The following is a 21,252-nucleotide window of genomic DNA, read 5'->3' on the forward strand; positions in this document are numbered from 1 at the left end:
TGGGGCATTTCATGTCAAAAAACAAATTATATCAGGATACTTCTATCCTGAATTTATCCTGGTCAGCATTCCGTACAGGTGTCTTGCTATCCGCAATGATCAGCTTGAGTACTTCTGTAGTCGCCAGTCCTCAAGATTTAACGCTGCGACAAGCCATTGATCAGGTCAACCAGTATCAAGCGTCCCAAAATTTCTGGGAAACGCAAAACAGCATTAATGCCACTAATATCCAGCAAAGTAAGCTGTTTAAAAATCCTGAACTGTCAGTTGAACAAACGGGATTTGGTTCAAATAATGAAAAAGAGCTTACCATTGGCATATCACAACCCTTGGATATTTTTGGTGAGCGAAGAGCAAACCAAAAATTAGCCAGTCTCTCTACAGATAAAACAGCGCTGAAACAGAAGATTTATCAAGCACAAATTGAGCTTGCAGTGAAATATGTATGGTCACAACTGGCCATTGCTGAACTTGAAAAAAACATTGTCAATGAACAACTTCGGGTGAGCCAAGAAAACCTTCAAGCAATCGAAAAGCGCTTTAATGCAGGCAGTATTGCCCAAGTAGATGTAAATCGCGCACGTTTAAGCCATGCTGAAAATATCCGTCTTTTTAGACAGGCCGACTTACAGGTACAAGTGGCCACCCAACAATTATCAAATTTATGGGGAACCTCTGATAAGTCATTGCAGGTAAACCTCTCTTCACAAAAGCTCTGGCCAAAATCGACTCATGAACAGGTTCAAGAATATTTAGCGGAAAACTACGTTGAGAAATATCGAGCTTTACTGGTATTAGAGTCTCAAGCAACGGTTGATCAACTAAGGGCAAAGGCACGTCCTAACCCCACTTTAAACCTGGGCGTTAACCGCACCCAATCCTTGGATAACTCAACACAAAATCAATTAGTAGTCGGAGTCAGTGTACCGCTTAATATTTTCGATCGTCAGCAAAATGGCATAAAAATCGCGCAAGAAAAAATGAACTTATTAGAGCGTCAGAAAGAGTTTTATCTGAAGCAAAATGCGCTGCAAATAGGCACAATTTTAACCGAGTTGCAGGGTTTAGAGCTGCAATTCAAAGTCGTTGACGAGACTCAAATTCCTTTGGCGACTCAAGTTCAAAGTAAGACGCTACAAGGTTTCTTGGCAGGCAAGTTTGCTTTAACCGATGTTCAGCAAGCCACGCTTCAATTACAAGACATCCGTCTGCGTAAAGTCCAGTTGTTACGGGATGGCTGGCAAAAGGCCATTGAAGCAGAAAGTTTGAGCTTAGGCATTAGCCCAAGTGAAGTCATGTCGAAAGATGCTATTGCACAAATCAATCAAAACTTATGGCAAGACATACAGGCCATGCCTGTCATTGGTGGGGGAAATTAACATGTTCGATCTTAAAAACAGCTTAAAAAAACAGAGCGGAAAAATCTCTCAACCTCTACTGATTAGTTTGGTTATCGGCGCTACCGTACTCCTCAGTATTTTTTTGATCTTAACTGGTAAGAATAAATCGGAAACATCAGATGAACATGCCGAGGAAGAAAGCGGAGAAGAACATGGCGGTGAAACCGAAGAGCATGCAGAAGGTGTGAGCCTGACTGCCAAGCAACTGGTGGAACAGGGCATACAATTATCAGCGGTCGATCAAGGCCCGGTGGTTAAATTAAGTTCTTATCCTGCCAAACTGAATGTGAATACGGATCAGCAAGCGCACGTCTCACCGAGTTTTAGTGGTCATGTAGAAAATGTCTATGTAGAACTCGGTCAAAAAGTTCAGAAAGGACAGCCTTTGGCTGCGTTGCTTGTTCCTGATCTAGTTGATCAGCAGGCCAATCTTAAAATTGAACAAACCAACCTTGAACTGGCGAAACAAGACTATGATCGTGAGCGTCAGCTTTGGTCACAGGGCATTTCAGCAAAACAGGACTATCAACGTGCTTATAACAGCTATAAACGGGCACAAATTCAGGTTCAAGCGGCCCAATCACGTTTAAGTGCATTTGGTGCAGTGAATGCCAGTAACGGACGCTATATTTTGAAAGCTCCCATTTCTGGCGTGATCAGTAAAAAGGATTTGGTTCTCGGGGAAAATGTTCAGTTAGCCGATCAACTCTTTACGATAGACCGGTTAGATCAACTCTGGCTTGAGTTTATTGTTCCAAATTCTGAAATTATGGGCTTAGCCCCGAATCAAAAGATCGAATTTAAATCCTTGCAAACAGAAAAGGTTTATCAAGCTGTTATTCAGACTTTAAATACTGAAGCGGATATTCAAACAGGTCGTCTTCAGGTGCGAGCAAAAGTTGAATCGAATGCAACCGAATTACGTCCAAACTTGATGGTGAACGTACAGTTGCAACAACGGAGTGAAAGTACCGCATTACGGGTACTTAAGTCCGCAGTTCAGAATGTCGATGGAAAAGATGTGGTTTTTGTCGCCACTCAGCATGGACAAAAAGTTGAATTCAGTCCGCAACCTGTGAAATTAGGGCAATCATCTGGGGAGAGCCAATGGATTGAAGTGGTGAGTGGGCTTAGTCAGGGACAAAAATATGCCGCTCAAGGCAGTTTTTTACTGAAATCCGAGCTGGAAAAAGGAGAGGCTTCACATGAGCACTAAAAGCCCTCACATTCCAGACCACGAATCGGTAAAACCTGAAGGACTGTTTGATCGACTGATCCAGTTTTCTATCCATAACGCAATCTGGGTCATGCTGTTTATTGCAGCCTGGATTGCTATTGGTATTTATAGTTATCAAAAGTTACCGATTGATGCTGTACCAGATATTACCAATACTCAGGTGCAGATTAACACTTCAGCCAATGGTTTTACGGCTTTAGAAATGGAACAGCGGATTACATATCCAATCGAGAATGCCATGTCAGGCATGCCGAAAATGGAACAAACCCGTTCGATTTCACGCTACGGCTTATCGCAAGTGACCATCATTTTTGAAGATGGCACGGATATTTACTGGGCCAGACAGCTTATCAACCAGCGCTTGCAAGAAGCAATGGGAGAAATGCCTGAAGATGTGCAACCTAACATGTCGCCTATTTCGACAGGTTTAGGTGAAATCTATCAATGGGTGATTAAAGCCGAACCAAATGCTAAAAAGCCGGATGGAACCCCTTATTCGGCGATGGATTTACGTGAAATTCAGGATTGGATTGTAAGACCGCAATTACAGCGCGTAAAAGGCGTTGCTGAGATCAACAGTATCGGTGGCTTTAATAAAACCTATGTGGTTGCCCCTGATCTGAACCGATTGCAACAATTGCAAATTCCTTTGTCTGATTTACAAACTGCCTTAACAGAGAATAATGAAAACCGTGGTGCTGGCTATATTGAGAAAAATGGACAACAGCTAACGGTTCGTGTTCCCGGCACTTTAAACACGATTGAAGATATCCAGAACATCAGTATTGCCAATAAAAACGGCTATCCGATTCGGGTGGCAGATGTCGCCAATGTCTCAATTGGTCATGACTTAAGAACAGGGGCTGCAACCTATAATGGTGAAGAAACTGTATTGGGTATTGCCATGATGATGATGGGAGAAAATAGCCGTACCGTTGCTCAAGCCATTGATGAAAAGGTGCAATCGATCCAGCAATCGCTACCTAAAGGTGTGGTGATTGAGACTGTGTATGACCGTACGCATTTGGTTGATCGGGCGATCAAAACCGTTCAGAAAAATTTGATTGAGGGTGCAATCCTCGTCATTGTTATTTTATTTCTCTTTCTAGGTAATTTCCGTGCTGCGCTGATCACGGCTTGCGTTATTCCACTCTCAATGCTGTTTACCTTGACGGGAATGGCAGAGCAGAAGATTAGTGCAAATCTGATGAGTTTAGGGGCACTGGACTTCGGTATTATTATTGATGGTGCAGTGGTTATTGTAGAAAACTGTATCCGTCGGCTAGCAGAAGCTCAGAAGCTGAAAGGTGGTTTACTTAGCCGTTCTGAAAGATTTAAAGAAGTCTTCTTGGCTGCAAAACAGGCGCGTCGTCCTCTGATTTTTGGACAGTTAATTATTTTGGTGGTTTATCTACCTATCTTTACCCTGACGGGTGTAGAAGCCAAACTTTTCCATCCTATGGCAATGACTGTTGTACTGGCTTTAATTGGGGCCATGATTTTATCTGTCACTTTTGTGCCAGCCGCAGTTGCCCTATTTGTCACTGGAGAAGTCAAGGAAACCGAAAGTCGCTGGATGCATTGGCTTAAAACCAAATATGAACTGCTTTTAGATAAAGCCTATGAGCTTCGTTTATTTGTGACTATTGTGGCTGCCTGTATTTTAGTGCTTACGGGCGTGCTAGCCACTCAAACAGGTAGCGAGTTTGCACCTCAACTGGGTGAAGGTGATTTTGCTGTTCAGCAAATGCGTTCCCCAAGTACAGGGTTAGAACAGTCACTGAGAATGCAGGAAAATACTGAAAAGTTACTGTTGAAAGAATTTCCTGAAATTAAAGCAATCTTTGCCCGTACCGGTACAGCAGAAGTGGCCACAGATGTCATGCCACCCAACATTTCAGATGGCGTGGTACTGTTAAAACCTCATGATGAATGGCCTGATCCAAAACAAACGATTGATGAGCTTCGCCAAAGAATGATTACTTTCTTAGCGACATTGCCGGGAAATAACAGTGAGTTCTCGCAACCCATTGAACTGCGTTTTAACGAGTTAATTTCAGGGGTGCGAAGTGATGTGGGTGTCAAGTTATTTGGCGATGATATGGAAATTCTGAATCGCGAAGCGAATAAAATTTCTCAAAAAATTAACTCAATTTCAGGCGCGACAGCCGTTAATGTAGAACAGACCAGTGGCTTACCCTTGTTGAATGTAGAGGTGGATAAGTCCAGAGCTGCACAATATGGCTTGTCGGTAAGAGCAATTCAGGATCTGGTAGCTACAAGTGTCGGTGGCCAGAATGTTGGAACAATTTTACAGGGAGACAAGCGTTTTGATTTTGTTATCCGTCTAGATGAATCCCAGCGTAGTCCTGAACAGTTAGCGGTACTTCCTATTCAATTGCCGAATGGTGGTTTAGTCCAACTGCAAGATGTGGCACGCGTTGAAAATATCCTGGGTATTAATCAGGTCAGCCGTGAAAATGGTAAACGTCGAGTGGTTATTACTGCAAATGTAGAAGGACGTGATTTAGGCTCATTCGTAACAGAGCTTCAGAGCACGTTATCCAAACAGGAATTACCAAGCGGTTATTGGATAGATTATGGCGGTCAATTTCAAAATCTGATGTCTGCAAAAGCGCGTATGCAATTGGTGGTTCCGCTCGCATTGTTGACGATCTTTATTTTATTGATGGCTGTATTCCATAATATCAAAGAAAGCTTACTGGTCTTTAGTGGTGTACCGTTTGCCTTATGTGGAGGCTTAATCGCGTTGTGGTTGCGTGACATTCCATTATCCATGTCAGCAGGGGTTGGCTTCATTGCACTATCGGGGGTGGCTGTACTGAATGGCTTAGTCATGCTCACCTTTATCAAAGAGTTGCGACAACAATATGACCTTTATTATGCAACGTGGCAGGGTGCAATTTTGCGTCTTAGACCTGTGCTGATGACCGCTTGTGTGGCGTCCCTTGGGTTTGTCCCGATGGCTTTGGCAACCGGAACTGGGGCAGAAGTACAGAGACCTTTAGCAACAGTGGTTATTGGAGGAATTATCTCCTCTACCCTGCTTACATTGGTTTTATTGCCCGTACTGTACCGCTGGATGAATGAAAAGAAAGTTTCTTAATCCAATAGATTAGTCGATTTACAGCAGAGATATTGGCTGTTATCCAATATCTCTGCTCATCATAAATAGAATAAGGAAAATATTTTATGTCAGAACATCATGATCATAGCCATGCGGTTGTTACTGAAGAAAATAGTAAGAAGTTAATGGTTGCCTTAGGTTTAACGACTACTTTTTTAATAGTAGAAGTTGTCGCTGCTTTTATTACCCAAAGTTTGGCTTTGTTATCTGATGCAGCTCATATGTTTACTGATGTAGCCGCTTTAGCTATTGCTCTTGCCGCTATCAAAATTGGTAAAAAAGCCGCAGATGATAAAAGAACTTTTGGCTATCAGCGATTTGAAATTTTAGCGGCTCTGTTTAATGCGGTGATGCTTTTTGTGGTGGCGATATATATTGTCTATGAAGCTTACCAACGTTTTACGAATCCTGCTGAAATTCAAAGTGTTGGAATGATGATTGTCGCAGTCATTGGTTTGGTCATAAATTTGATTTCAATGAAAATCCTTTCTGCGAGTGCTCAAGAAAGTCTAAATGTGAAAGGCGCATATTTAGAAGTTCTTAGTGATGCACTGGGATCGATAGGCGTGATTATCGGAGGAGTGGTCATTTATTTTACCCAGTGGATGTGGGTAGATACCGTAATCGCTGTGTTAATTGGCTTCTGGGTTTTACCTCGAACTTGGGTTTTATTAAAACAAAGTATCCATATTCTGCTTGAAGGGGTTCCTGATGAGATTGATATTGAGTCGTTAAGAAATGATTTATTGATGCTAGAGGGTGTTGAAGGGATTCATCAGTTGAAAGTCTGGGCTATATCTTCAAAAAACATTCATTTAACTGCTCATTTGGTTGCTCCTAATAGCGATCCAGATCAGCTCTATCAAAAGGCCTTAGACGTTCTAAAACATAATCATAGTATTACTGAAATTACGTTACAAATAGAAAGTACGGAATGTAATACATTGGAACAGCATAAACATTAAAGTGCTGCTCTTTCTACATAATGGACAGATGACTAGGCTGATAAACCTTACCATTTTCCTGTATTACACTTCTATTTATCACACGCACTTTAAACACCATCCTGAGACATTTTAAAATTACAAGAATGTAATTTATGAGTCCTCTGGGTGTTAATTCTTTAAAGTTAGAATATCTAACAAGTATTAAATGAGAGTAAATAAACATGCTATTCAAAAATAAATTTTGTACTAAATTACTGTTAATTAGTGCATTCTTTAGTATCGCAAGTTTTAGTTATGCAGATGGCGGATTGTTATTTCTTGAAAAGAATTTAAAAGCTTCTAAAGTTGAAAATTCTAAACAAAAACAAGTTGAAAATAATGAATCAAATGAATCAAATGAATAGTTGGGTTGCATAAATAAATCAATTAGACTTATTTATTCAGCAATATAATTCCTGAATGAATAAGTTTATAACTAAAACCGGCTTTGTTGCACAAAGATTTGAAATGCAAAGCGCCCCTAATTGAGCCAAATTTAAGGCGTAACTTGGGTAAGTGGTCGACCTAATTCCGTAAATCTGTTGAGGACTGCTACACGTGCATGAATTTCATTCACCTGACTAGGAAAGCTTCTTGCCATTAATTTATCGCCTAATAATTTGATGCAATGCATCTTGGTTTCCACCAAAGTGCGGCGATGATAGCCTGACCATTTTTTCCATAATGTCCTGCCTAAACGTTTAACTGTTCGAAGTAATTCATTTCGCTCTAGCGAGCTACTCTTTGTATCTTTCCATGGTTTCGCATTTTTTCTAGGTGGAATCACCGCATGTGCTTGCCGATCTGCAATGACCTGACGGCATTGCTTGGTGTCATAAGCTCCATCGGTATAAACAGAGTCAATCTGCTCATCTTGTGGAATCTGATTAAGTAAATCACCAAGCACCTGTGAATCACTGACATTATTGGTTGTGAGCTGAATAGCGCGTATTTGTAGGGTTTTGGCATCTATACCAATATGTAGTTTACGCCATTGGCGACGATATTCAGCTCCATGTTTCTTGCGTTTCCATTCGCCCTCACCTAGAAACTTCATGCCTGTAGAGTCTACGAGTAGATGCAGCCCATCGCTACTTTTTTGGTAGCTGATTGCAATATCAATATGCTTTTGTCTTCTACAAAGCGTACTGTAATCTGGTGCGGTCCAATTTAATCCGCAAAGTTTAATCAGACTTTGCACAAAGCCAGTGACCATACGTAAAGATAGACGGAATAAGGATTTAATCATTAAGCAGCATTGGATAGCTGCGTCGGAGTAGGTTTGATTTCGCCCTTGTTTGCCTTTTGATGGAGCATACCATTGCGTAGCAGGATCAAACCAAATGGCAATATTTCCGCGACTCATGAGTGCTCGGTTATATGCGGGCCAATTGGTTGTGCGGTAGATTTTGTGTGTAGGCTCCTTCATTTGAAAATTATATCGCTGAAAAAGCCTTTACAGATAGGTTTGTGCAACAAAGCCCATGGAAAATCAAAATAAGATCTTTGCTTTGGTAGACATTAATAACTGTTATGTAAGTTGTGAACGTGTCTTTAATCCAAGCCTGAATAATAAACCAGTAATCGTATTATCTAATAATGACGGTTGTGCTGTGGCTCGTTCACAAGAAGCTAAAGACTTAGGAATAAAGATGGGTGTACCTCTTTTTCAACTCAAGGATCTTGTAGAGCAGCACAACATTACAGTCCTTTCTAGTAATTATGCTCTATATGCGGAAATGTCCCGCAGATTTATAAAAGTCCTAGCTGAATTTGTTACACCTCAAGAACAAGAAATTTATTCGATTGATGAATGCTTTTTAGATTTAACTGCTTATGCTTATTTAATTCTGGATCGGCTATCACGTTGGCTAGGTTTGCCGGCCTGTATTGGAATTGGACGGACTAAAACAGAAGCAAAAATGGCTAATCATATCGCTAAAAAGAATAGTTATTTAAAAGGTGTATGTAACCTTGTTTCAATGGACTATTGTTCGATTGAGGGCTTATATCAATCTATAGAAGTTAGTGAAGTATGGGGTATTGGTAGAAAGCATACTAAAAAGCTGAATAGCCTAAGCATTAGTACAGTTCTAGATTTTGTCTGTACTTCACCCTTAATTATTAGAGATCAATTCTCCATAGTCATGCACAGAACATTATTAGAATTACAGGGAATTTCCTGCATTGAAATTGAGCAAAGTCCTAAAGCGAGAAAACAAATAATAGCAAGCCGTTCCTTTGGCCAGAAAGTTTATAGCTGTGAGGATCTTAAAGAAGCGATTACTCTTTATGTTCAAGATGCCGTAAGCCGTTTAAGAAGTGAAAATTTACTATGTGGCTGTATTATTAGTTTTGTTCAATCTAATCCATTTGATAGTTCTGAGCCTTTTTATAATAAATCTTTGTCTTACGCTTTACCTGATCCTTCAGACAATAGTTTATTACTTTCTAAAATTGTTACCTCAATGGTTGATCAGCTATACCAGAAGAATATTGGATTTAAAAAATGTGGTGTTATCCTCACTTGTCTTGAACCTAAAGCTACTCATATTTATGACCTATTCACGGACATGAATAAGATAGAATCAAGTAATAAGCTTATGGATTCACTCGATGATATACAGAATAAATTTGGTAAGAGCAAAATAGGATTAGGTGCCAGTATGCTACCTGATAGAAATTGGAATATGTCACGTAATAAGCTGTCTCCCAATTACTTTAAATGGGATCAACTTATGAGTGTTAAATAATTAGTCATGACTAAGACAATTTTTTTTCATGTGACTTGCCACCTGGCTAAAAGGAATAACAGGAATTGAAATTAAAATATGCAGCGTTTATAGCTCTTTTAATAGTAGTGTCTGTTATGGCCTTTAAACAAGTTTACAACCCTTACTTTGATCAAGATAAAGAAGTAAAGACGTTTAGCTTTAACGGAAAAAAATTAACAGCTCTGTACCTATATAGGGAACATGATCAAGAAATAGGTTTTAAAGAAAATCCCTCATTAAAGCCGTTAGTCTTTACGTGGAACAAGCCGATTTATACCTGTTTTAATATGGTCAATGTACCTTATGACTTAGAGATATTTTTCTTTAATGCAGATAAAAAAATTATTGGGTCGGCTGTAATGGAAAAATTTTCCCAAAAGCAGTACTGCCCCAAAGAAAAGATTCAATTTGCATTAGAAAGAATAAAAACTTAGATTTTTCAATCTAGTCTTTAATATCTTTAAAATTGTTTGAATAGTAACTATATGGATAAAGAGTATAAAATATGTCTTTAATGTCGATACTGAAATCTTCAGATCCTAAGTGCAAAGAAGTAAAAGAAATTATAAAAAGTGTCGCACCCCAAAAAAAAGATTTCAAAACTTACAGTGGTATTCCTCCTTTTACTAATTATGAAGTTATGAGTGAACATAAATTAACGAGTAGTTATGATTCAGGCTTGGTTGGTACAGCATTTGACTACTTATCTAAAATAATTTGTGCGTACTACACGAATACTGAATTGAGTGCTAAGGAATTTGAGCAGCCTAAAATTATCAGCTTTCTAGAGGAAACTAAAAACAAAAGCATTTTGGTATTGTATAAAAAAATTCAAAATCACATAGATTTTCTACTGGCTAATAAATCAAACGATTTAGAACTAAATGAAGAATTTATTGGTGGAATTATTCTTTTGGCTAAATTAGAAAATCTATGGCGATCTGGATTTCTACCAGTAGCAACAAAGAAAGACATACTAAAACCAACGGAGAAAGTGGTTTATGAAGATATATCTTCCCTAGTCAAAAATTTTGATAATGTATTCATTAAGAATGGTCTTATTAAGCCTGATAGTCTGATCACATACAATCCCAGATATTCTGCAAATATCCGTGTTGCACTAGGTGGGATAGATGCAGATATTTGTATTGATGAAACACTATATGACTATAAAAGTACAAAAAATCATGGATTTATGATTAAAGACAGTATGCAGATCACATCGTATTACTTATTCTATTTAATGGATCGAATTATGTCGTCAACAGTGCAGATGCAACGACACAGAATAGAACGAATTGCATTATATAAAGCTAGGTTTGGCCAAATTGAATATTTTGATGTTAAGCATATACCTGAAAAAGATTTAAAATATGCAATTTCTGAGCTTAATAGGATGTTTAAATTAGGTATGCCCACTCAGAAAATTAAGGATTTTTAAAGGGCACTAAAGCACAGTATTGCGCCTTATCCTTCCCTTATATTATTAACGGTCTTGCTCTTTCCCCTTGTTCTTTCCGTGTTGAAGATCTAGCTTATTAGGTTGAATCTGTGGCTGTGGCACTGGTTTTTTAACTTCTACCTTTTTCCGTAAATAGTCCACTAGATCAACTGCTAGTTTTCTATCTTGCGGATCTGGTGACTGTGATAGAGCTTTAGTAATTTCCTTGTAATGCGTCAATGCTTCTTTTTCTTGCTGTTTAGCTTTCTGGACACGTTCTGGACTGGCCTTATTTTTACCATATCGCTTAAACGATTTGCCCTGCTCTTTCATTTGTTTAACTGACTGCTTATCACTTCTATTTTTTTGAAGCCTAGCTATACGTTTTGTCGCATTCGCTTCAATCCCTCTGGATCTTAATTTTTCAGCAAAACTTTCTCGCCATTCCTGAAGGTCAGCCTTCCTAATATTTAACCGATCACCTTTTTCAGAAACAGCTTTAACAACAACATGCACATGCGGGTTTTCACTTGGATCTTTTGAAGGGTCATTGGTAAAGGTATGCTGCACCATCATATATTTATGGTCTTTAAAATGTTCCTCTGCAAATTCTTTTGCAGCATCATAAACGCCTTTTTCATCCGTACCTTTCGGCATAGATAATACAATATTAAAAGCCTGCTTATATTTAGATTCTTCATCAGAAATAGGTGTACCTGACATTTGCCAATCTTCAGCAGTATCTTCTATATCATCCTTACCATTAACTTTATTTCCGTCCTGATCAATTCCCTCTAATTGTCCATTCCGAGTGATATATCCCATGTGAGCTTTCACCTTACCCATAGAATTACCTCCACCAGTAACCTTGACCATTACTTCAGGGGTCTTTTTACTAATTCTATCTAAAGTTGCTTTAACGCTATTTGGAGATGATTTAGCTGAATGGCCAGATCCATTTTTAGGCTTAGACAGGTCATTTAAAAAAGTATCTAAACTTTGGGTCTGATTAACACGCCTAACTTTAGATCCATTAAGTAGCTGCTCACCATGAGCAAGCAAGGTGCTTTGCACTTCTCTGGTAGTCTTACTGCTTCCGTTAGCCATTATTCCCACCTCTTTTTATTGCGCTCTAATAGAGTGAAAACATGCCTAACTTGAGCTTTTACTAGCTGATGGACTCGCTCGACAAATTCTCTATCGTAAGATTCATAAATACCCTGATTCATATTCTTAGCTATTTGGTTTAGGTTTCTACCAATCGCCAAAAGCTGACTATTTGATTCACCAAGTTTAAGAGCTTCTTCCTGGCTAAAGAATATTGAATCTTTTGTGACATTAGCTGTTAAAACCGAAATGATATATTGATTCGGTTTCATGCCGATCTGTGCTGCTTTTTCATTAATGGCTTTCATCAAACTTGGTTTAAGCCGTAATTCTTTGCGTGATGTTTTTTCAAATACATCTATAACGTCTTGCGTTTTTTCTATTTCAGATAACTTTTCCTTGATCATTTTTTTTATCAGGTCGTCTGGATCTACTTCTTCAAACTTAGCTAAATGATAGATTTTTTCGGCTAAGTCCTTTTCAAGATTCAAGGAAAAATCTTGTCCTGAATATTCTGGATCATTCTCTTTTTGATAAGAAAGTTCTAACGCTTTTTGGAAAGGTGCGCCTTTCTTAATTCCCTGTTTTTCACACTTTGCTTCCCACCAATCAAGCACTGCCCGATCAACTCTGAAAAAGATTTTATTGTCTTTAGTCATGATTAATTCCATAAGCAAAGTAATATTTTGCTTATCCCATTCTATCAACTGGGTGACAAAATGGCAATTTTAACGGCTACTGCCTATCCTGCCCTAGATTATATATCTTCTTTTTTCCCTCTTTTCTCCTTAGTCATGACTAAGGGTAATCAAGCTAGGTGGTCGGGAAAACCCGCCCAAAAAAAGACCTTGCATTAGCAAGGTCTTTTTCCATTGGTAGGTTTAGGCTTCTTGTAAATACTCGATTTCAAGGCTGCTGCAATCTACGGATACCTCTGTTCCATCTTCGTATTTGATCCATGCAAAACCCAAAGAAGAAGGCTTTTTATTAAGCATCAGGTTCGCTTGTCTGCCGTCATGAATAACAACTAAAAGCGGTTTTTTGATTTTGTCTGGATCTTCTTCTTTAGCTTCTGGCTGCTCTTTCTGGTTCGACTGATCCATCAGTTTTTTAACTTCAAGTTCTTCAGTCGCTTCAGCTTGATCATTCCCATTAAAATTGAAAGATTCATTATCATCAATAATAGCGGTTTGCTCTTGGCTTTCTTGCGCCTGTGGTTCTGATTCTGGATCTGCTTCAGTCGCTTCAGCTTGCTTAGGTTCTTTTAACTTTTTAGATAGAGCCTGTACTTTCGATCTGATAATGTCTTGACCATTCTCTAAAGATTCATCCACCCAAGCGTTTACTTCTTCAGGGAATGATTCCCAAAGTTTGCGTAAGTCATACAAAGTCTTTGGAGATTTAAAACCTGCATCATAAGCCTTAGATAAGCACTCTGGCATATCCACTAAAGCTAGGTGAGTAGAAATAAAAACAGGATCTTCATTTAACTTTTTAGCGATTACGTTTTTCTTCTCGCCTTGCTTAATTTTCTTTTGGATGAAAAGTGCAAGCTCAATAGGTGAATGGTTAAGGCGTTCTTTATTCTCCATGACCTGATCATAATCATCATGATCATTATCAACAAAAGCAGGGATAGTTTCCTTGCCAGCCATCACTGAAGCTCTAAAACGTCTAGCTCCATAATTGATGATCCACTTGCCTTGTTCTGTTGGGTGGGGTTTAACACTAATAGGTGTTTTAACTCCACGAGCCTTGATTGATTCGACCATTTTTTGCATCTGATCTTCTGGAAATTCGACACGCGGCTGATCTGGATCTTCAAGAATATCTGTAAGTGGAATCTGTTTAGGTGTTCCGTCTGCTACTGGTGCAGGATTACCTAGATCAATACCTTCCAAAGCTGATAAATCTAACATTCCTTAAATCTCCATAAACTTGTTAATGCTTTCAAAAACTGTTTTTAATTCAGCCCATGCGGTAAAACCGCTAGTTTTACCCAATTTATTTGTTGGTATGCCTTGCGCTTGGGCTTCAGCGATTGCAGTCGTTTTTTTAACGAAAGCATAGCTACCGTCTGAGTTTTTGATCAGGTACTTTGAAAAATGCTGAACAATAGCTTTTAGGTTGTCTTTCTGGAATGGAGTTGGTTCAACAATATTCGGAAGGATGCCGATTAATTTTAAATTTGGGTTTAGCTTTTGATTAATTGCTTGGATCTGCTTCAGTAATCCACCAATGCCGTCAATAGCTTCCTGATTCAACTGAATTGGACTTAGAACATAGTCACTAACAATCAATGAAGCCACTTGGCGAATGTCGGGATTTGGATTGGTATCAATCAGGCAAACATCAAATAAAGAATCAACTGATTTTAAAAACTTCTGGTAATTGGTGGCAAAGCTATTATGCAAAGTGCCATTTTTTTCAATAGCTGTTAATTCTGGTGTTGCTTGTACCAAAGTAAAGCCTTCAGGATTTGAAATAGTTTGATCTTCTTTAGTCAGCATGTCGAAAGCAGATACATTAGCTACAGTCACAGCCCCGCCAGTAATCAAGGCTTTTGTAGTGTTTTTCTGGTGGTCTAGATCAATGACTAATACACGTAAGCCCAAAGAATTCAAATAGTGTGCATACTGGCAAATGATTGCAGATTTCCCCACACCGCCCTTTTGATTTGAAGCAACAACTTTTTTCATATTTCACCTAGTTTAATGGCTTATTAAGGGTCGCCCTATTGCGTCCTTATGCTGTATATTCTAACGTCCACCTGTGGACATTGCAAGCATTTTCTTAGTCATGACTAAGTTTTTTATCATAAAAAAATCCTCCCATAAAGGGAGGACGTAAATTAAAAATCTTCAGGATAACCAATTGTTATGACTGGTTCTCCTTGATCTCCACCATGTACGTGCAATTCTAAAATATGATTTCTCTTGCGACCTGCGCCTGTGATAATCACTGTAAAACGTACCGCACTAGGGCTTAGGGGTGTCTTATATGCTCGGCTCATCCATAAAATGTCATGAATAACGCCCTCTAAGTCATTAAGCCATTTTTCATTTTTTACAGCCTTATCAACTACCGCCCAAAGCGCAGAAGTGAAGCAGATAGGATGCTTATAATGTTCTTTTGCAAGTCCATCTAATTTAGGACTAAGAGAATTGATTGCAACTAGAAAACCTTCTTCAATGGCTTGCTGACGTGTGTAAACTGAAATGTATTGTTCCATGATTTTTAACCTGTTTTATTTCAGGTCGCCCGATGCGTCCTGATAAAATCATTATATCAGTCCACCTGTGGACATTCAATAAAAATCTTAGTCATGACTAATTTTTTATAGGGAAAATTGAGTAGAAAAATATCTGTTTTAATACCTGGCTAAACTGCTTTTCAGATGTTCTTATTTGCGATTCTTAGGCTTCTGACAGCCTTTTTTATATATGAAGTTAGTTTAATCCCAGCACAAACCTAAACAGGCCAAAATGAGCGTATATAAAGCAGAACAGATAGACAATTTTTTATGTTTTTTAGACAAGCTAAAAACCAAAAAAACTGCCCCCAATAAAAAACCTCCCATTATGGGAGGTTTGCCTTAAACAGCTAAGTTATAAGTGATTCTATAATCTTCAAAATAACCGTTTTCATTGTCGCCCCTTCTGATTCTTTCAATATGAGTAACATTGTGGGCTACTCGGCAATTAATCATGATTTTTTCAATTTCTTGGAATAGTGTTTTTTCATCAAAGATTGGAAACCAGATATTATAGTTAGATCCAGTTAAAACCTCATGACCGCAAAAATGAACCAGTTTACCTGTAGGATAGTTTGTAAATATTGCTACTACTGAAGCTCGCATAATTAATACCTGTTTTATTTCAGGTCGCCCGATGCGTCCTGATAAAATCATTATATCAGTCCACCTGTGGACATTCAATAAAAATCTTAGTCATGACTAAGAATATTGATAAAAAAAGCCCCCTTTCGGGGACTTCTTCATTAAGCTGTTAAAAGCTGTCTTTCTTCTGTCATTCTGGTTTTTTTAACTTTCTGGCTGCCGTGTAACTCTCGCATTTGATCTAAAGTCATTCTGCCCCGACCATTGGATTTTTTACCAATGAACACCCATTTACATTGCACTCGATTCCAGACAAAACCCGCTTCTTTTAATTTTTCTTTGTGCTGCTTAGTGTCGCCAGAAACCCAAACCCAAACGCCAATAATTTCAATATCTAAACCATCCAGATTGATAATTGCATCAATAGCCTGTTTTACTTTTTTCTCAACTTCAGAATGTTCTGAACGGCTTGACCAGAAACCACGACCATTTTCGGAACTGTCTTGATACTGATCTTTTGATGCTTCATTAATAATACGATTTAAAAGCTGTTCATATTCGCTGTTAATTTCCTGCATTACTTCGGTTTTACCGCCACGATCAGGATGATTTTTAAAAGCTAGTTTTTTGTACTGAAGTTTTAACTCGTCTAATGATGTAACTGATGAAAAATGTTTCATGTTTAAATACCTGTTTTATTTCAGGTCGCCCGATGCGTCCTGATAAAATCATTATATCAGTCCACCTGTGGACTTTCAAGCAAAAACTTAGTCATGACTAATTTTTTTAATGATAAAAATATATAAAAAATAGGTAGTTAATTATTTTGTCTGGTCTGCTTTTATAATGCTTATATTTTCAATTCTTAGGCTGCTGACAGCCTTTTTTCACCTTATGTCTAATACCCCACACCAACCCCAAAAACACGCTAAAATGAGCTTAAAGGACGCAAGATGAAAAATTGTTTCCCCCTTAGTCATGACTAAGGAAAATGATGCACTAGATCCCATGAAGATATATCAGAGCAAAGTGTCTACTTTGCGAACTATGGAAAAAGCAAAACCTTCCCTCCCTGATTACCGTTGATTTTCAAGCGAGCTTTAAAAAGCTGTGCTTTTTAAATAGCGACCGTAGAAAATAAACTGCTCCCCTTTGATCTAAAATGGGATACCTAAAGCCAGCCCGCATGGGTGGCGACCAGATAGCATAGAAAACTAAAAAATTTAGGGGTAGGTAAGGCAAAAACTAAATACTTAAAACTTATCAAACTAAATTTATTGACAAAATATTACAGGTTTGGCCAAATTCTGGGAAACATTAAGATTAAGTTATTGTTTTTATTATATGGGTGTAAATTAATATTCTAAAAAAATGGTAAAATATTCCACTTAGGCTAAACATACATATTTAGTCATGACTAAGGTATTAACTGGCTAATTATTAAATTTTACTATTTGGATGCGAACAGAAAAGATAATTTTTATATAGATTAATAAGAGTTTTTGAAGGTTTTAAATTGAACCACCATATTGTCTTAAATTAGCGAAGTCTGTTTAAGATAATATGGTGGGTATGCTTTTTAGATATTAATCCTGATAGTCTGTGTCCTGATCGTCCTTCTTATCATTATTGCTATTAGTAATAATCCCTCGTTTTGCCTGTAACCAGAAGTAATAATCCATATCTATCGGCTTATGAGCATTAAGCTTATCTAACTTTTCAGTTAATAGAGTTCTCATGATTACCTTAGAAGTATCCTCGTCTAAATTACCTAAGAAATATCCATAATCTAGTAAAAATTCTTTGCAATTTACTAAGGTGCTGATTTGCTTTGGAGATATTTTTACTGGTTGTTTGAAATGCTTAATACGATCAGGTGCTTTAAAGTGTGATCCATCATCACTAAATGGAATTGCAGCAGCCAGATAGCCCTTTTTCATTTTATCTATAAATTTGATGTGTCCTTGCTCTTTATATTCAGTTTTCAAGTTAAAAATGAACTTAATAGCAACTACTTCCTTTCCATTTTTTACGTTCTCAAAACTGACATTAATATTACTAAGTTCGTTAATTTCATCCTGAGCTACATTCAAAACACGGCTTTTAAAATTGGCCAACTCTTTATATTTATCCTCACATTCAAGCATCCATCTTAATTCTTCCAGATCAATAGTGACCTCTGATGTACGCCACATATAGCTCATTAAGATCCTATACAAACGAAGGGAATAGCTCGAATTAAATAAGATAATATGCTTCAGTTCATGGCTACTAAATGACTTAGTTTTTTCATCTACTTTCTTAACTAGATCATAGAAATATTCAAAAAATTCTTTTGCAAATCTGACCTTAATACATTTAGTTGCTTTGTCATAATGGCAATAAGTCATCATCGGAACTTTAGCAGGTTCGTCAGATTCCCCATCTTTAACCAACATAGTTGGGTTATCAAATTTTGTATAAATACGTTTTAAAGCAGTTTCAGCATTTCTCTGAATTTCACGTTTATCTGTTGCTGTAAGCACTTCCTTTCTAGCCATTGGGGAAGTCAATTCTCCAAAGTTTTCGCTACTCACATAAATGAAGTCGTCATGAGTAATTGAGGTCTTATTTTGAAGCTCATTCTTTCTTACGATGATCATTGCACAGTACATAAGCTTCTCAAGATTGAGATCAATGCTATATCTGGCAGTAGGAAAATCATTGCGGGTCACAACTAAATCGGTCAATTTTGCCCTTGTATTTGATTGTGTATAGTCCTCTAAGCCTTGTGAGCCAATAATTTTCTGCATTTTTTTGTAAATCCGTTATTCCTCTTGAAATCATTATAACTATACAAGTATATTTATCAAGTATGGTTATTAACTAAGATTATAAGATATTGTTTTTAAAATATATATTTATTAAAAATCAGTAAAATTACTTTATACCCCTGTAGTAGTATAAAAAAAATAAATGTTTTTCCTTTTTAAGTATTTTGTTTTATTTCAATTAGTTACGTTGCGACAAAACGTATGGCTATTTTTAACACAAAAACCAGATAAAAAATATTCAATTTTGAATATTTATAACTATTATATAAATATCAATTACTTACGATGCGACAAAACGTATAGTTATGATTTTAAGCCTATACAAATATCTTTTTTAGCACCAAAAAATAAAAATCGTTCTTTAATATAATTATTTATATAAAACAATAACTTATTAGATTTGCAAGAATCTAGTTAATTCCTGAAAAATATATATAATCGTATCCAGTACGCATAATCGCAGGTTTGCGACAAAACGTATAGTTATGCGGGGAAGTTGCGACAAAACGTATAGTTTTGAGAGTGCAGCATGGATTAAGGCTAAAAAATACGCAAAAATATAATAAGTTAGAGCTAAACACCTAACTAATTACTGATTTTTAAGAAAAATTTAGCCATTTTTTTGTATTCTGTTGATAAGCTTGTGGATTATTTACGACAAAACGTATAGATATGTGACAAAACGTATAGTTGTAGCGACAAAACGTATAGTTGTAGCGACAAAACGTATAGTTGTAGCGACAAAACGTATAGTTATAGCGACAAAACGTATAGTTATAGGCTTGCAAACTTATGTTTTACAAAAAGAAATTAAGGCTCTTAAACTGTACTAAACAATCCTAAACTTTATCTAAACTCTTTTTAAACCTGATTCTAGTTTTTTTTAAAAAGTTTTTAGAAATGTTTAGAAGATTATTAAAGTGATATTTACATGACAAAAAGGGAAGGGATCTAAAAAAAATATGAGCTTTGATATATACAAACTTTTTACAAAAGTTTTAAATATTTCATTAAAGCTTTAAACTTTTTGATATATATTAAAAGCGTTTAAAAATAATTGTTGTTTTTGTGTCTTTTACACACAGTTACACTTCAGTTACATTTTTAAATTAATTATATTTTGTAAGAATCCGTACTTCACTTTTAAAAAACTAGGGATCTTGCAGAAATGGCTTTAACGATGAATGACTTGAAAACAGTCGATGACTTCAACGCCAATAACTATGGTGTTGAAATTGGTATGAACGAACAGTTCCAATATTTTGTGACTGTTAAAGTAAATGATGTTGATCACGTCATTCATACCGCATCAGGAAAAATTCGATTCACACGGAATTTACCCTTCTTGATTCAAGAGATTTATTTAATGTGCAGCAATGCCAAAACAATATCTCTAAACTTTGAAGGCAAGTTATTCGTACTGGAAAACTCATCTAAATAGAGTGACTACTTGTGTATAAAAAATTTATTTTAGGTTTAACTTTAGCTAGTGCATCTGCCTTAGTTGCAGCTAAAGATGAAAATTATGGCTGTCGTGCTTTTATGTGCTTTGCTGGCGGTCTTAATGTTTCTGAATGTCAGTCTACAATTAGTGACGTAAAAAAAGATCTGGCTAAAGGTAAAGGCTTTCCTCACTGTTCATTCGTCAGCAGTAATCAAGATGGATCTGTTGGAGGGGGAGAAGGACAACCTAAAATTTCATCTTATACACATAATAAAAGAGTTTATCTTTATGTAGATGACAAGTTAGTCACTACAGTTAAAAAGTCCTAAGTTTTTGCAAGAAAAAAAAGCCTGATTAAATCAGGCTTTTTTTTCTTGCAATTGTTTATAGAAAATTCTTAAAACTTCTTTGACTGCTACACTTTTTCCTTGTTTTTCCCCGCCATAAATATCTTTTAAATATTCTAAGGCTTCCAATGCTTCAACATCTTCAGGAACATCCATATTGAAATAAACTGATAGTGGAGTTTTGGTAGTAGGCTTTTTTCTATATCTTTTTCTGCGATCTAATACCTTTCCTTCTGTTTCTGTTTCTGTTCCTAGTTCTTCAGTCATAACTTATCCAATTTAAAAAATGTCCACAGGTGGATATTAAGTCCTTTTCAAATAATTTACTACTTATATCGAGTCGCCATTTATGAGGAGTAGCATTGCAATAGTATGTTTTAACGTGAGGTTATAACCCTTTTAATAACCTCATGCTATGTACTATTTAAATCCCGCTACTAAATCAAATGGGAGCAGTTTATTTTCTGCGGTCGCCATTTAAAAAGCACAGCTTTTTAAAGCTCGCTTGAAAATCAACGGTAATCAGGGAAGGGTAAATTTAACTGATTGCGCCAGTTCGCAAAGTAGACACTTTGCTCTGATATGTCTGCTATGGATCTGGATTAGATAGGTAATATAGATGCCTGGATAAACGCTGCAGCTTTTATCCAAGCATCGAGGTTTTTAGTCATGACTAAAGCAGAATTTAGCTAAAATATTTAAAATTTCTTTAAATTA

20 protein-coding genes are annotated in these 21,252 nt (G+C 36.9%); 10 read left to right on the plus strand and 10 right to left on the minus strand.

Annotated elements, in window-relative coordinates; all coding sequences use genetic code 11:
• Positions 1–11 precede the first annotated feature (11 nt).
• The 5 genes from ABZP31_RS15205 (at position 12) to ABZP31_RS15225 (ending at position 7,136) form a co-directional block, all read left to right on the plus strand.
• Positions 12–1,379 (plus strand): TolC family protein, encoded by a 1,368-nt coding sequence (locus ABZP31_RS15205; RefSeq protein WP_262476002.1) that lies wholly within the window; start codon positions 12–14, stop codon positions 1,377–1,379.
• A 1-nt stretch (position 1,380) separates the two neighbouring features.
• On the plus strand, positions 1,381–2,616 hold the full coding sequence (locus ABZP31_RS15210) for an efflux RND transporter periplasmic adaptor subunit (RefSeq protein ID WP_004281853.1): 1,236 nt from the start codon (positions 1,381–1,383) through the stop codon (positions 2,614–2,616).
• Positions 2,606–5,764 carry a CusA/CzcA family heavy metal efflux RND transporter gene (locus tag ABZP31_RS15215; RefSeq protein WP_034671372.1) on the plus strand — a complete coding sequence of 1,053 codons (3,159 nt, stop codon included), beginning with the start codon at positions 2,606–2,608 and terminating at the stop codon, positions 5,762–5,764. The genes ABZP31_RS15210 and ABZP31_RS15215 overlap by 11 nt, the downstream gene beginning before the upstream one ends.
• Before the next feature lie 86 nt (positions 5,765–5,850).
• On the plus strand, positions 5,851–6,750 hold the full coding sequence (locus ABZP31_RS15220; protein ID WP_262475999.1) for a cation diffusion facilitator family transporter: 900 nt from the start codon (positions 5,851–5,853) through the stop codon (positions 6,748–6,750).
• Between the two features lie 203 nt (positions 6,751–6,953).
• Positions 6,954–7,136, plus strand: coding sequence for a hypothetical protein (locus ABZP31_RS15225; RefSeq protein ID WP_004897244.1), 183 nt, complete (start codon positions 6,954–6,956; stop codon positions 7,134–7,136).
• A gap of 131 nt (positions 7,137–7,267) precedes the next feature.
• Here the strand turns inward: ABZP31_RS15225 and ABZP31_RS15230 are convergent, their stop codons facing one another.
• Positions 7,268–8,200 carry an IS5-like element IS17 family transposase gene (locus tag ABZP31_RS15230; RefSeq protein ID WP_151985036.1) on the minus strand — a complete coding sequence of 311 codons (933 nt, stop codon included), beginning with the start codon at positions 8,198–8,200 and terminating at the stop codon, positions 7,268–7,270.
• 55 nt (positions 8,201–8,255) lie between these two features.
• On the opposite strand from ABZP31_RS15230, the gene ABZP31_RS15235 reads away from it, so the two are divergent.
• The 3 genes from ABZP31_RS15235 (at position 8,256) to ABZP31_RS15245 (ending at position 10,986) form a co-directional block, all read left to right on the plus strand.
• Positions 8,256–9,524, plus strand: a complete 1,269-nt coding sequence (locus ABZP31_RS15235) for a Y-family DNA polymerase (RefSeq protein WP_151985038.1) — start codon at positions 8,256–8,258, stop codon at positions 9,522–9,524.
• A 116-nt stretch (positions 9,525–9,640) separates the two neighbouring features.
• Positions 9,641–9,979: a DUF192 domain-containing protein gene (locus ABZP31_RS15240; protein WP_015060266.1), complete on the plus strand. Its 339-nt coding sequence runs from the start codon at positions 9,641–9,643 to the stop codon at positions 9,977–9,979.
• Positions 9,980–10,050: 71 nt separating this feature from the next.
• On the plus strand, positions 10,051–10,986 hold the full coding sequence (locus ABZP31_RS15245; RefSeq protein ID WP_015060265.1) for a hypothetical protein: 936 nt from the start codon (positions 10,051–10,053) through the stop codon (positions 10,984–10,986).
• Between the two features lie 45 nt (positions 10,987–11,031).
• Here ABZP31_RS15245 and ABZP31_RS15250 read toward each other — a convergent pair whose 3' ends face one another.
• From ABZP31_RS15250 to ABZP31_RS15285, 8 genes are all read right to left on the minus strand, one after another.
• Complete coding sequence (locus ABZP31_RS15250; RefSeq protein ID WP_015060264.1) at positions 11,032–12,093, minus strand: TraR; 1,062 nt, start codon at positions 12,091–12,093, stop codon at positions 11,032–11,034.
• Positions 12,093–12,752 carry a plasmid mobilization relaxosome protein MobC gene (locus tag ABZP31_RS15255; protein ID WP_151985040.1) on the minus strand — a complete coding sequence of 220 codons (660 nt, stop codon included), beginning with the start codon at positions 12,750–12,752 and terminating at the stop codon, positions 12,093–12,095. Before ABZP31_RS15255 ends, ABZP31_RS15250 begins: the two co-directional genes overlap by 1 nt.
• Positions 12,753–12,974: 222 nt before the next feature.
• Positions 12,975–14,012, minus strand: a complete 1,038-nt coding sequence (locus ABZP31_RS15260) for a ParB/RepB/Spo0J family partition protein (protein WP_015060262.1) — start codon at positions 14,010–14,012, stop codon at positions 12,975–12,977.
• A gap of 3 nt (positions 14,013–14,015) precedes the next feature.
• On the minus strand, positions 14,016–14,792 hold the full coding sequence (locus ABZP31_RS15265; protein WP_005253313.1) for a ParA family protein: 777 nt from the start codon (positions 14,790–14,792) through the stop codon (positions 14,016–14,018).
• Between the two features lie 152 nt (positions 14,793–14,944).
• Positions 14,945–15,325, minus strand: a complete 381-nt coding sequence (locus tag ABZP31_RS15270; RefSeq protein WP_005253312.1) for a DUF6573 family protein — start codon at positions 15,323–15,325, stop codon at positions 14,945–14,947.
• A 363-nt stretch (positions 15,326–15,688) separates the two neighbouring features.
• Entirely contained in the window at positions 15,689–16,003 is a 315-nt protein-coding gene (locus ABZP31_RS15275; RefSeq protein WP_131319720.1) for a hypothetical protein, read from the minus strand.
• An 89-nt stretch (positions 16,004–16,092) separates the two neighbouring features.
• On the minus strand, positions 16,093–16,611 hold the full coding sequence (locus tag ABZP31_RS15280) for a J domain-containing protein (RefSeq protein ID WP_015060261.1): 519 nt from the start codon (positions 16,609–16,611) through the stop codon (positions 16,093–16,095).
• A 906-nt stretch (positions 16,612–17,517) separates the two neighbouring features.
• The gene (locus ABZP31_RS15285; protein WP_151985042.1) at positions 17,518–18,723 is read right to left on the minus strand and encodes a replication initiation protein; all 1,206 of its coding nucleotides are present in this window, start codon (positions 18,721–18,723) and stop codon (positions 17,518–17,520) included.
• A 1,189-nt stretch (positions 18,724–19,912) separates the two neighbouring features.
• Here ABZP31_RS15285 and ABZP31_RS15290 point away from each other — a divergent pair.
• Both ABZP31_RS15290 and ABZP31_RS15295 read left to right on the plus strand, forming a co-directional pair.
• Positions 19,913–20,185, plus strand: coding sequence for a hypothetical protein (locus ABZP31_RS15290; protein WP_262475845.1), 273 nt, complete (start codon positions 19,913–19,915; stop codon positions 20,183–20,185).
• An 11-nt stretch (positions 20,186–20,196) separates the two neighbouring features.
• On the plus strand, positions 20,197–20,517 hold the full coding sequence (locus tag ABZP31_RS15295) for a hypothetical protein (protein WP_005248735.1): 321 nt from the start codon (positions 20,197–20,199) through the stop codon (positions 20,515–20,517).
• A gap of 30 nt (positions 20,518–20,547) precedes the next feature.
• Here the strand turns inward: ABZP31_RS15295 and ABZP31_RS15300 are convergent, their stop codons facing one another.
• Complete coding sequence (locus tag ABZP31_RS15300; RefSeq protein ID WP_262475844.1) at positions 20,548–20,802, minus strand: hypothetical protein; 255 nt, start codon at positions 20,800–20,802, stop codon at positions 20,548–20,550.
• Positions 20,803–21,252 lie beyond the last annotated feature (450 nt).

Origin of the sequence: Acinetobacter sp. FL (genome assembly GCF_040744925.1) — a bacterium.
GTDB lineage: Bacteria > Pseudomonadota > Gammaproteobacteria > Pseudomonadales > Moraxellaceae > Acinetobacter > Acinetobacter radioresistens.

What these genes read in the sequence shown, in the direction of transcription:
- ABZP31_RS15205 (WP_262476002.1), top strand. Translation starts at nt 12, where the DNA reads ATGTCAAAAAACAAATTATATCAGGATACTTCTATCCTGAATTTATCC.
- ABZP31_RS15210 (WP_004281853.1), top strand. Translation starts at nt 1,381, where the DNA reads ATGTTCGATCTTAAAAACAGCTTAAAAAAACAGAGCGGAAAAATCTCT.
- ABZP31_RS15215 (WP_034671372.1), top strand. Translation starts at nt 2,606, where the DNA reads ATGAGCACTAAAAGCCCTCACATTCCAGACCACGAATCGGTAAAACCT.
- ABZP31_RS15220 (WP_262475999.1), top strand. Translation starts at nt 5,851, where the DNA reads ATGTCAGAACATCATGATCATAGCCATGCGGTTGTTACTGAAGAAAAT.
- ABZP31_RS15225 (WP_004897244.1), top strand. Translation starts at nt 6,954, where the DNA reads ATGCTATTCAAAAATAAATTTTGTACTAAATTACTGTTAATTAGTGCA.
- ABZP31_RS15230 (WP_151985036.1), bottom strand. Translation starts at nt 8,200, where the DNA reads ATGAAGGAGCCTACACACAAAATCTACCGCACAACCAATTGGCCCGCA.
- ABZP31_RS15235 (WP_151985038.1), top strand. Translation starts at nt 8,256, where the DNA reads ATGGAAAATCAAAATAAGATCTTTGCTTTGGTAGACATTAATAACTGT.
- ABZP31_RS15240 (WP_015060266.1), top strand. Translation starts at nt 9,641, where the DNA reads ATGGCCTTTAAACAAGTTTACAACCCTTACTTTGATCAAGATAAAGAA.
- ABZP31_RS15245 (WP_015060265.1), top strand. Translation starts at nt 10,051, where the DNA reads ATGTCTTTAATGTCGATACTGAAATCTTCAGATCCTAAGTGCAAAGAA.
- ABZP31_RS15250 (WP_015060264.1), bottom strand. Translation starts at nt 12,093, where the DNA reads ATGGCTAACGGAAGCAGTAAGACTACCAGAGAAGTGCAAAGCACCTTG.
- ABZP31_RS15255 (WP_151985040.1), bottom strand. Translation starts at nt 12,752, where the DNA reads ATGACTAAAGACAATAAAATCTTTTTCAGAGTTGATCGGGCAGTGCTT.
- ABZP31_RS15260 (WP_015060262.1), bottom strand. Translation starts at nt 14,012, where the DNA reads ATGTTAGATTTATCAGCTTTGGAAGGTATTGATCTAGGTAATCCTGCA.
- ABZP31_RS15265 (WP_005253313.1), bottom strand. Translation starts at nt 14,792, where the DNA reads ATGAAAAAAGTTGTTGCTTCAAATCAAAAGGGCGGTGTGGGGAAATCT.
- ABZP31_RS15270 (WP_005253312.1), bottom strand. Translation starts at nt 15,325, where the DNA reads ATGGAACAATACATTTCAGTTTACACACGTCAGCAAGCCATTGAAGAA.
- ABZP31_RS15275 (WP_131319720.1), bottom strand. Translation starts at nt 16,003, where the DNA reads ATGATTTTATCAGGACGCATCGGGCGACCTGAAATAAAACAGGTATTA.
- ABZP31_RS15280 (WP_015060261.1), bottom strand. Translation starts at nt 16,611, where the DNA reads ATGAAACATTTTTCATCAGTTACATCATTAGACGAGTTAAAACTTCAG.
- ABZP31_RS15285 (WP_151985042.1), bottom strand. Translation starts at nt 18,723, where the DNA reads ATGCAGAAAATTATTGGCTCACAAGGCTTAGAGGACTATACACAATCA.
- ABZP31_RS15290 (WP_262475845.1), top strand. Translation starts at nt 19,913, where the DNA reads ATGGCTTTAACGATGAATGACTTGAAAACAGTCGATGACTTCAACGCC.
- ABZP31_RS15300 (WP_262475844.1), bottom strand. Translation starts at nt 20,802, where the DNA reads ATGACTGAAGAACTAGGAACAGAAACAGAAACAGAAGGAAAGGTATTA.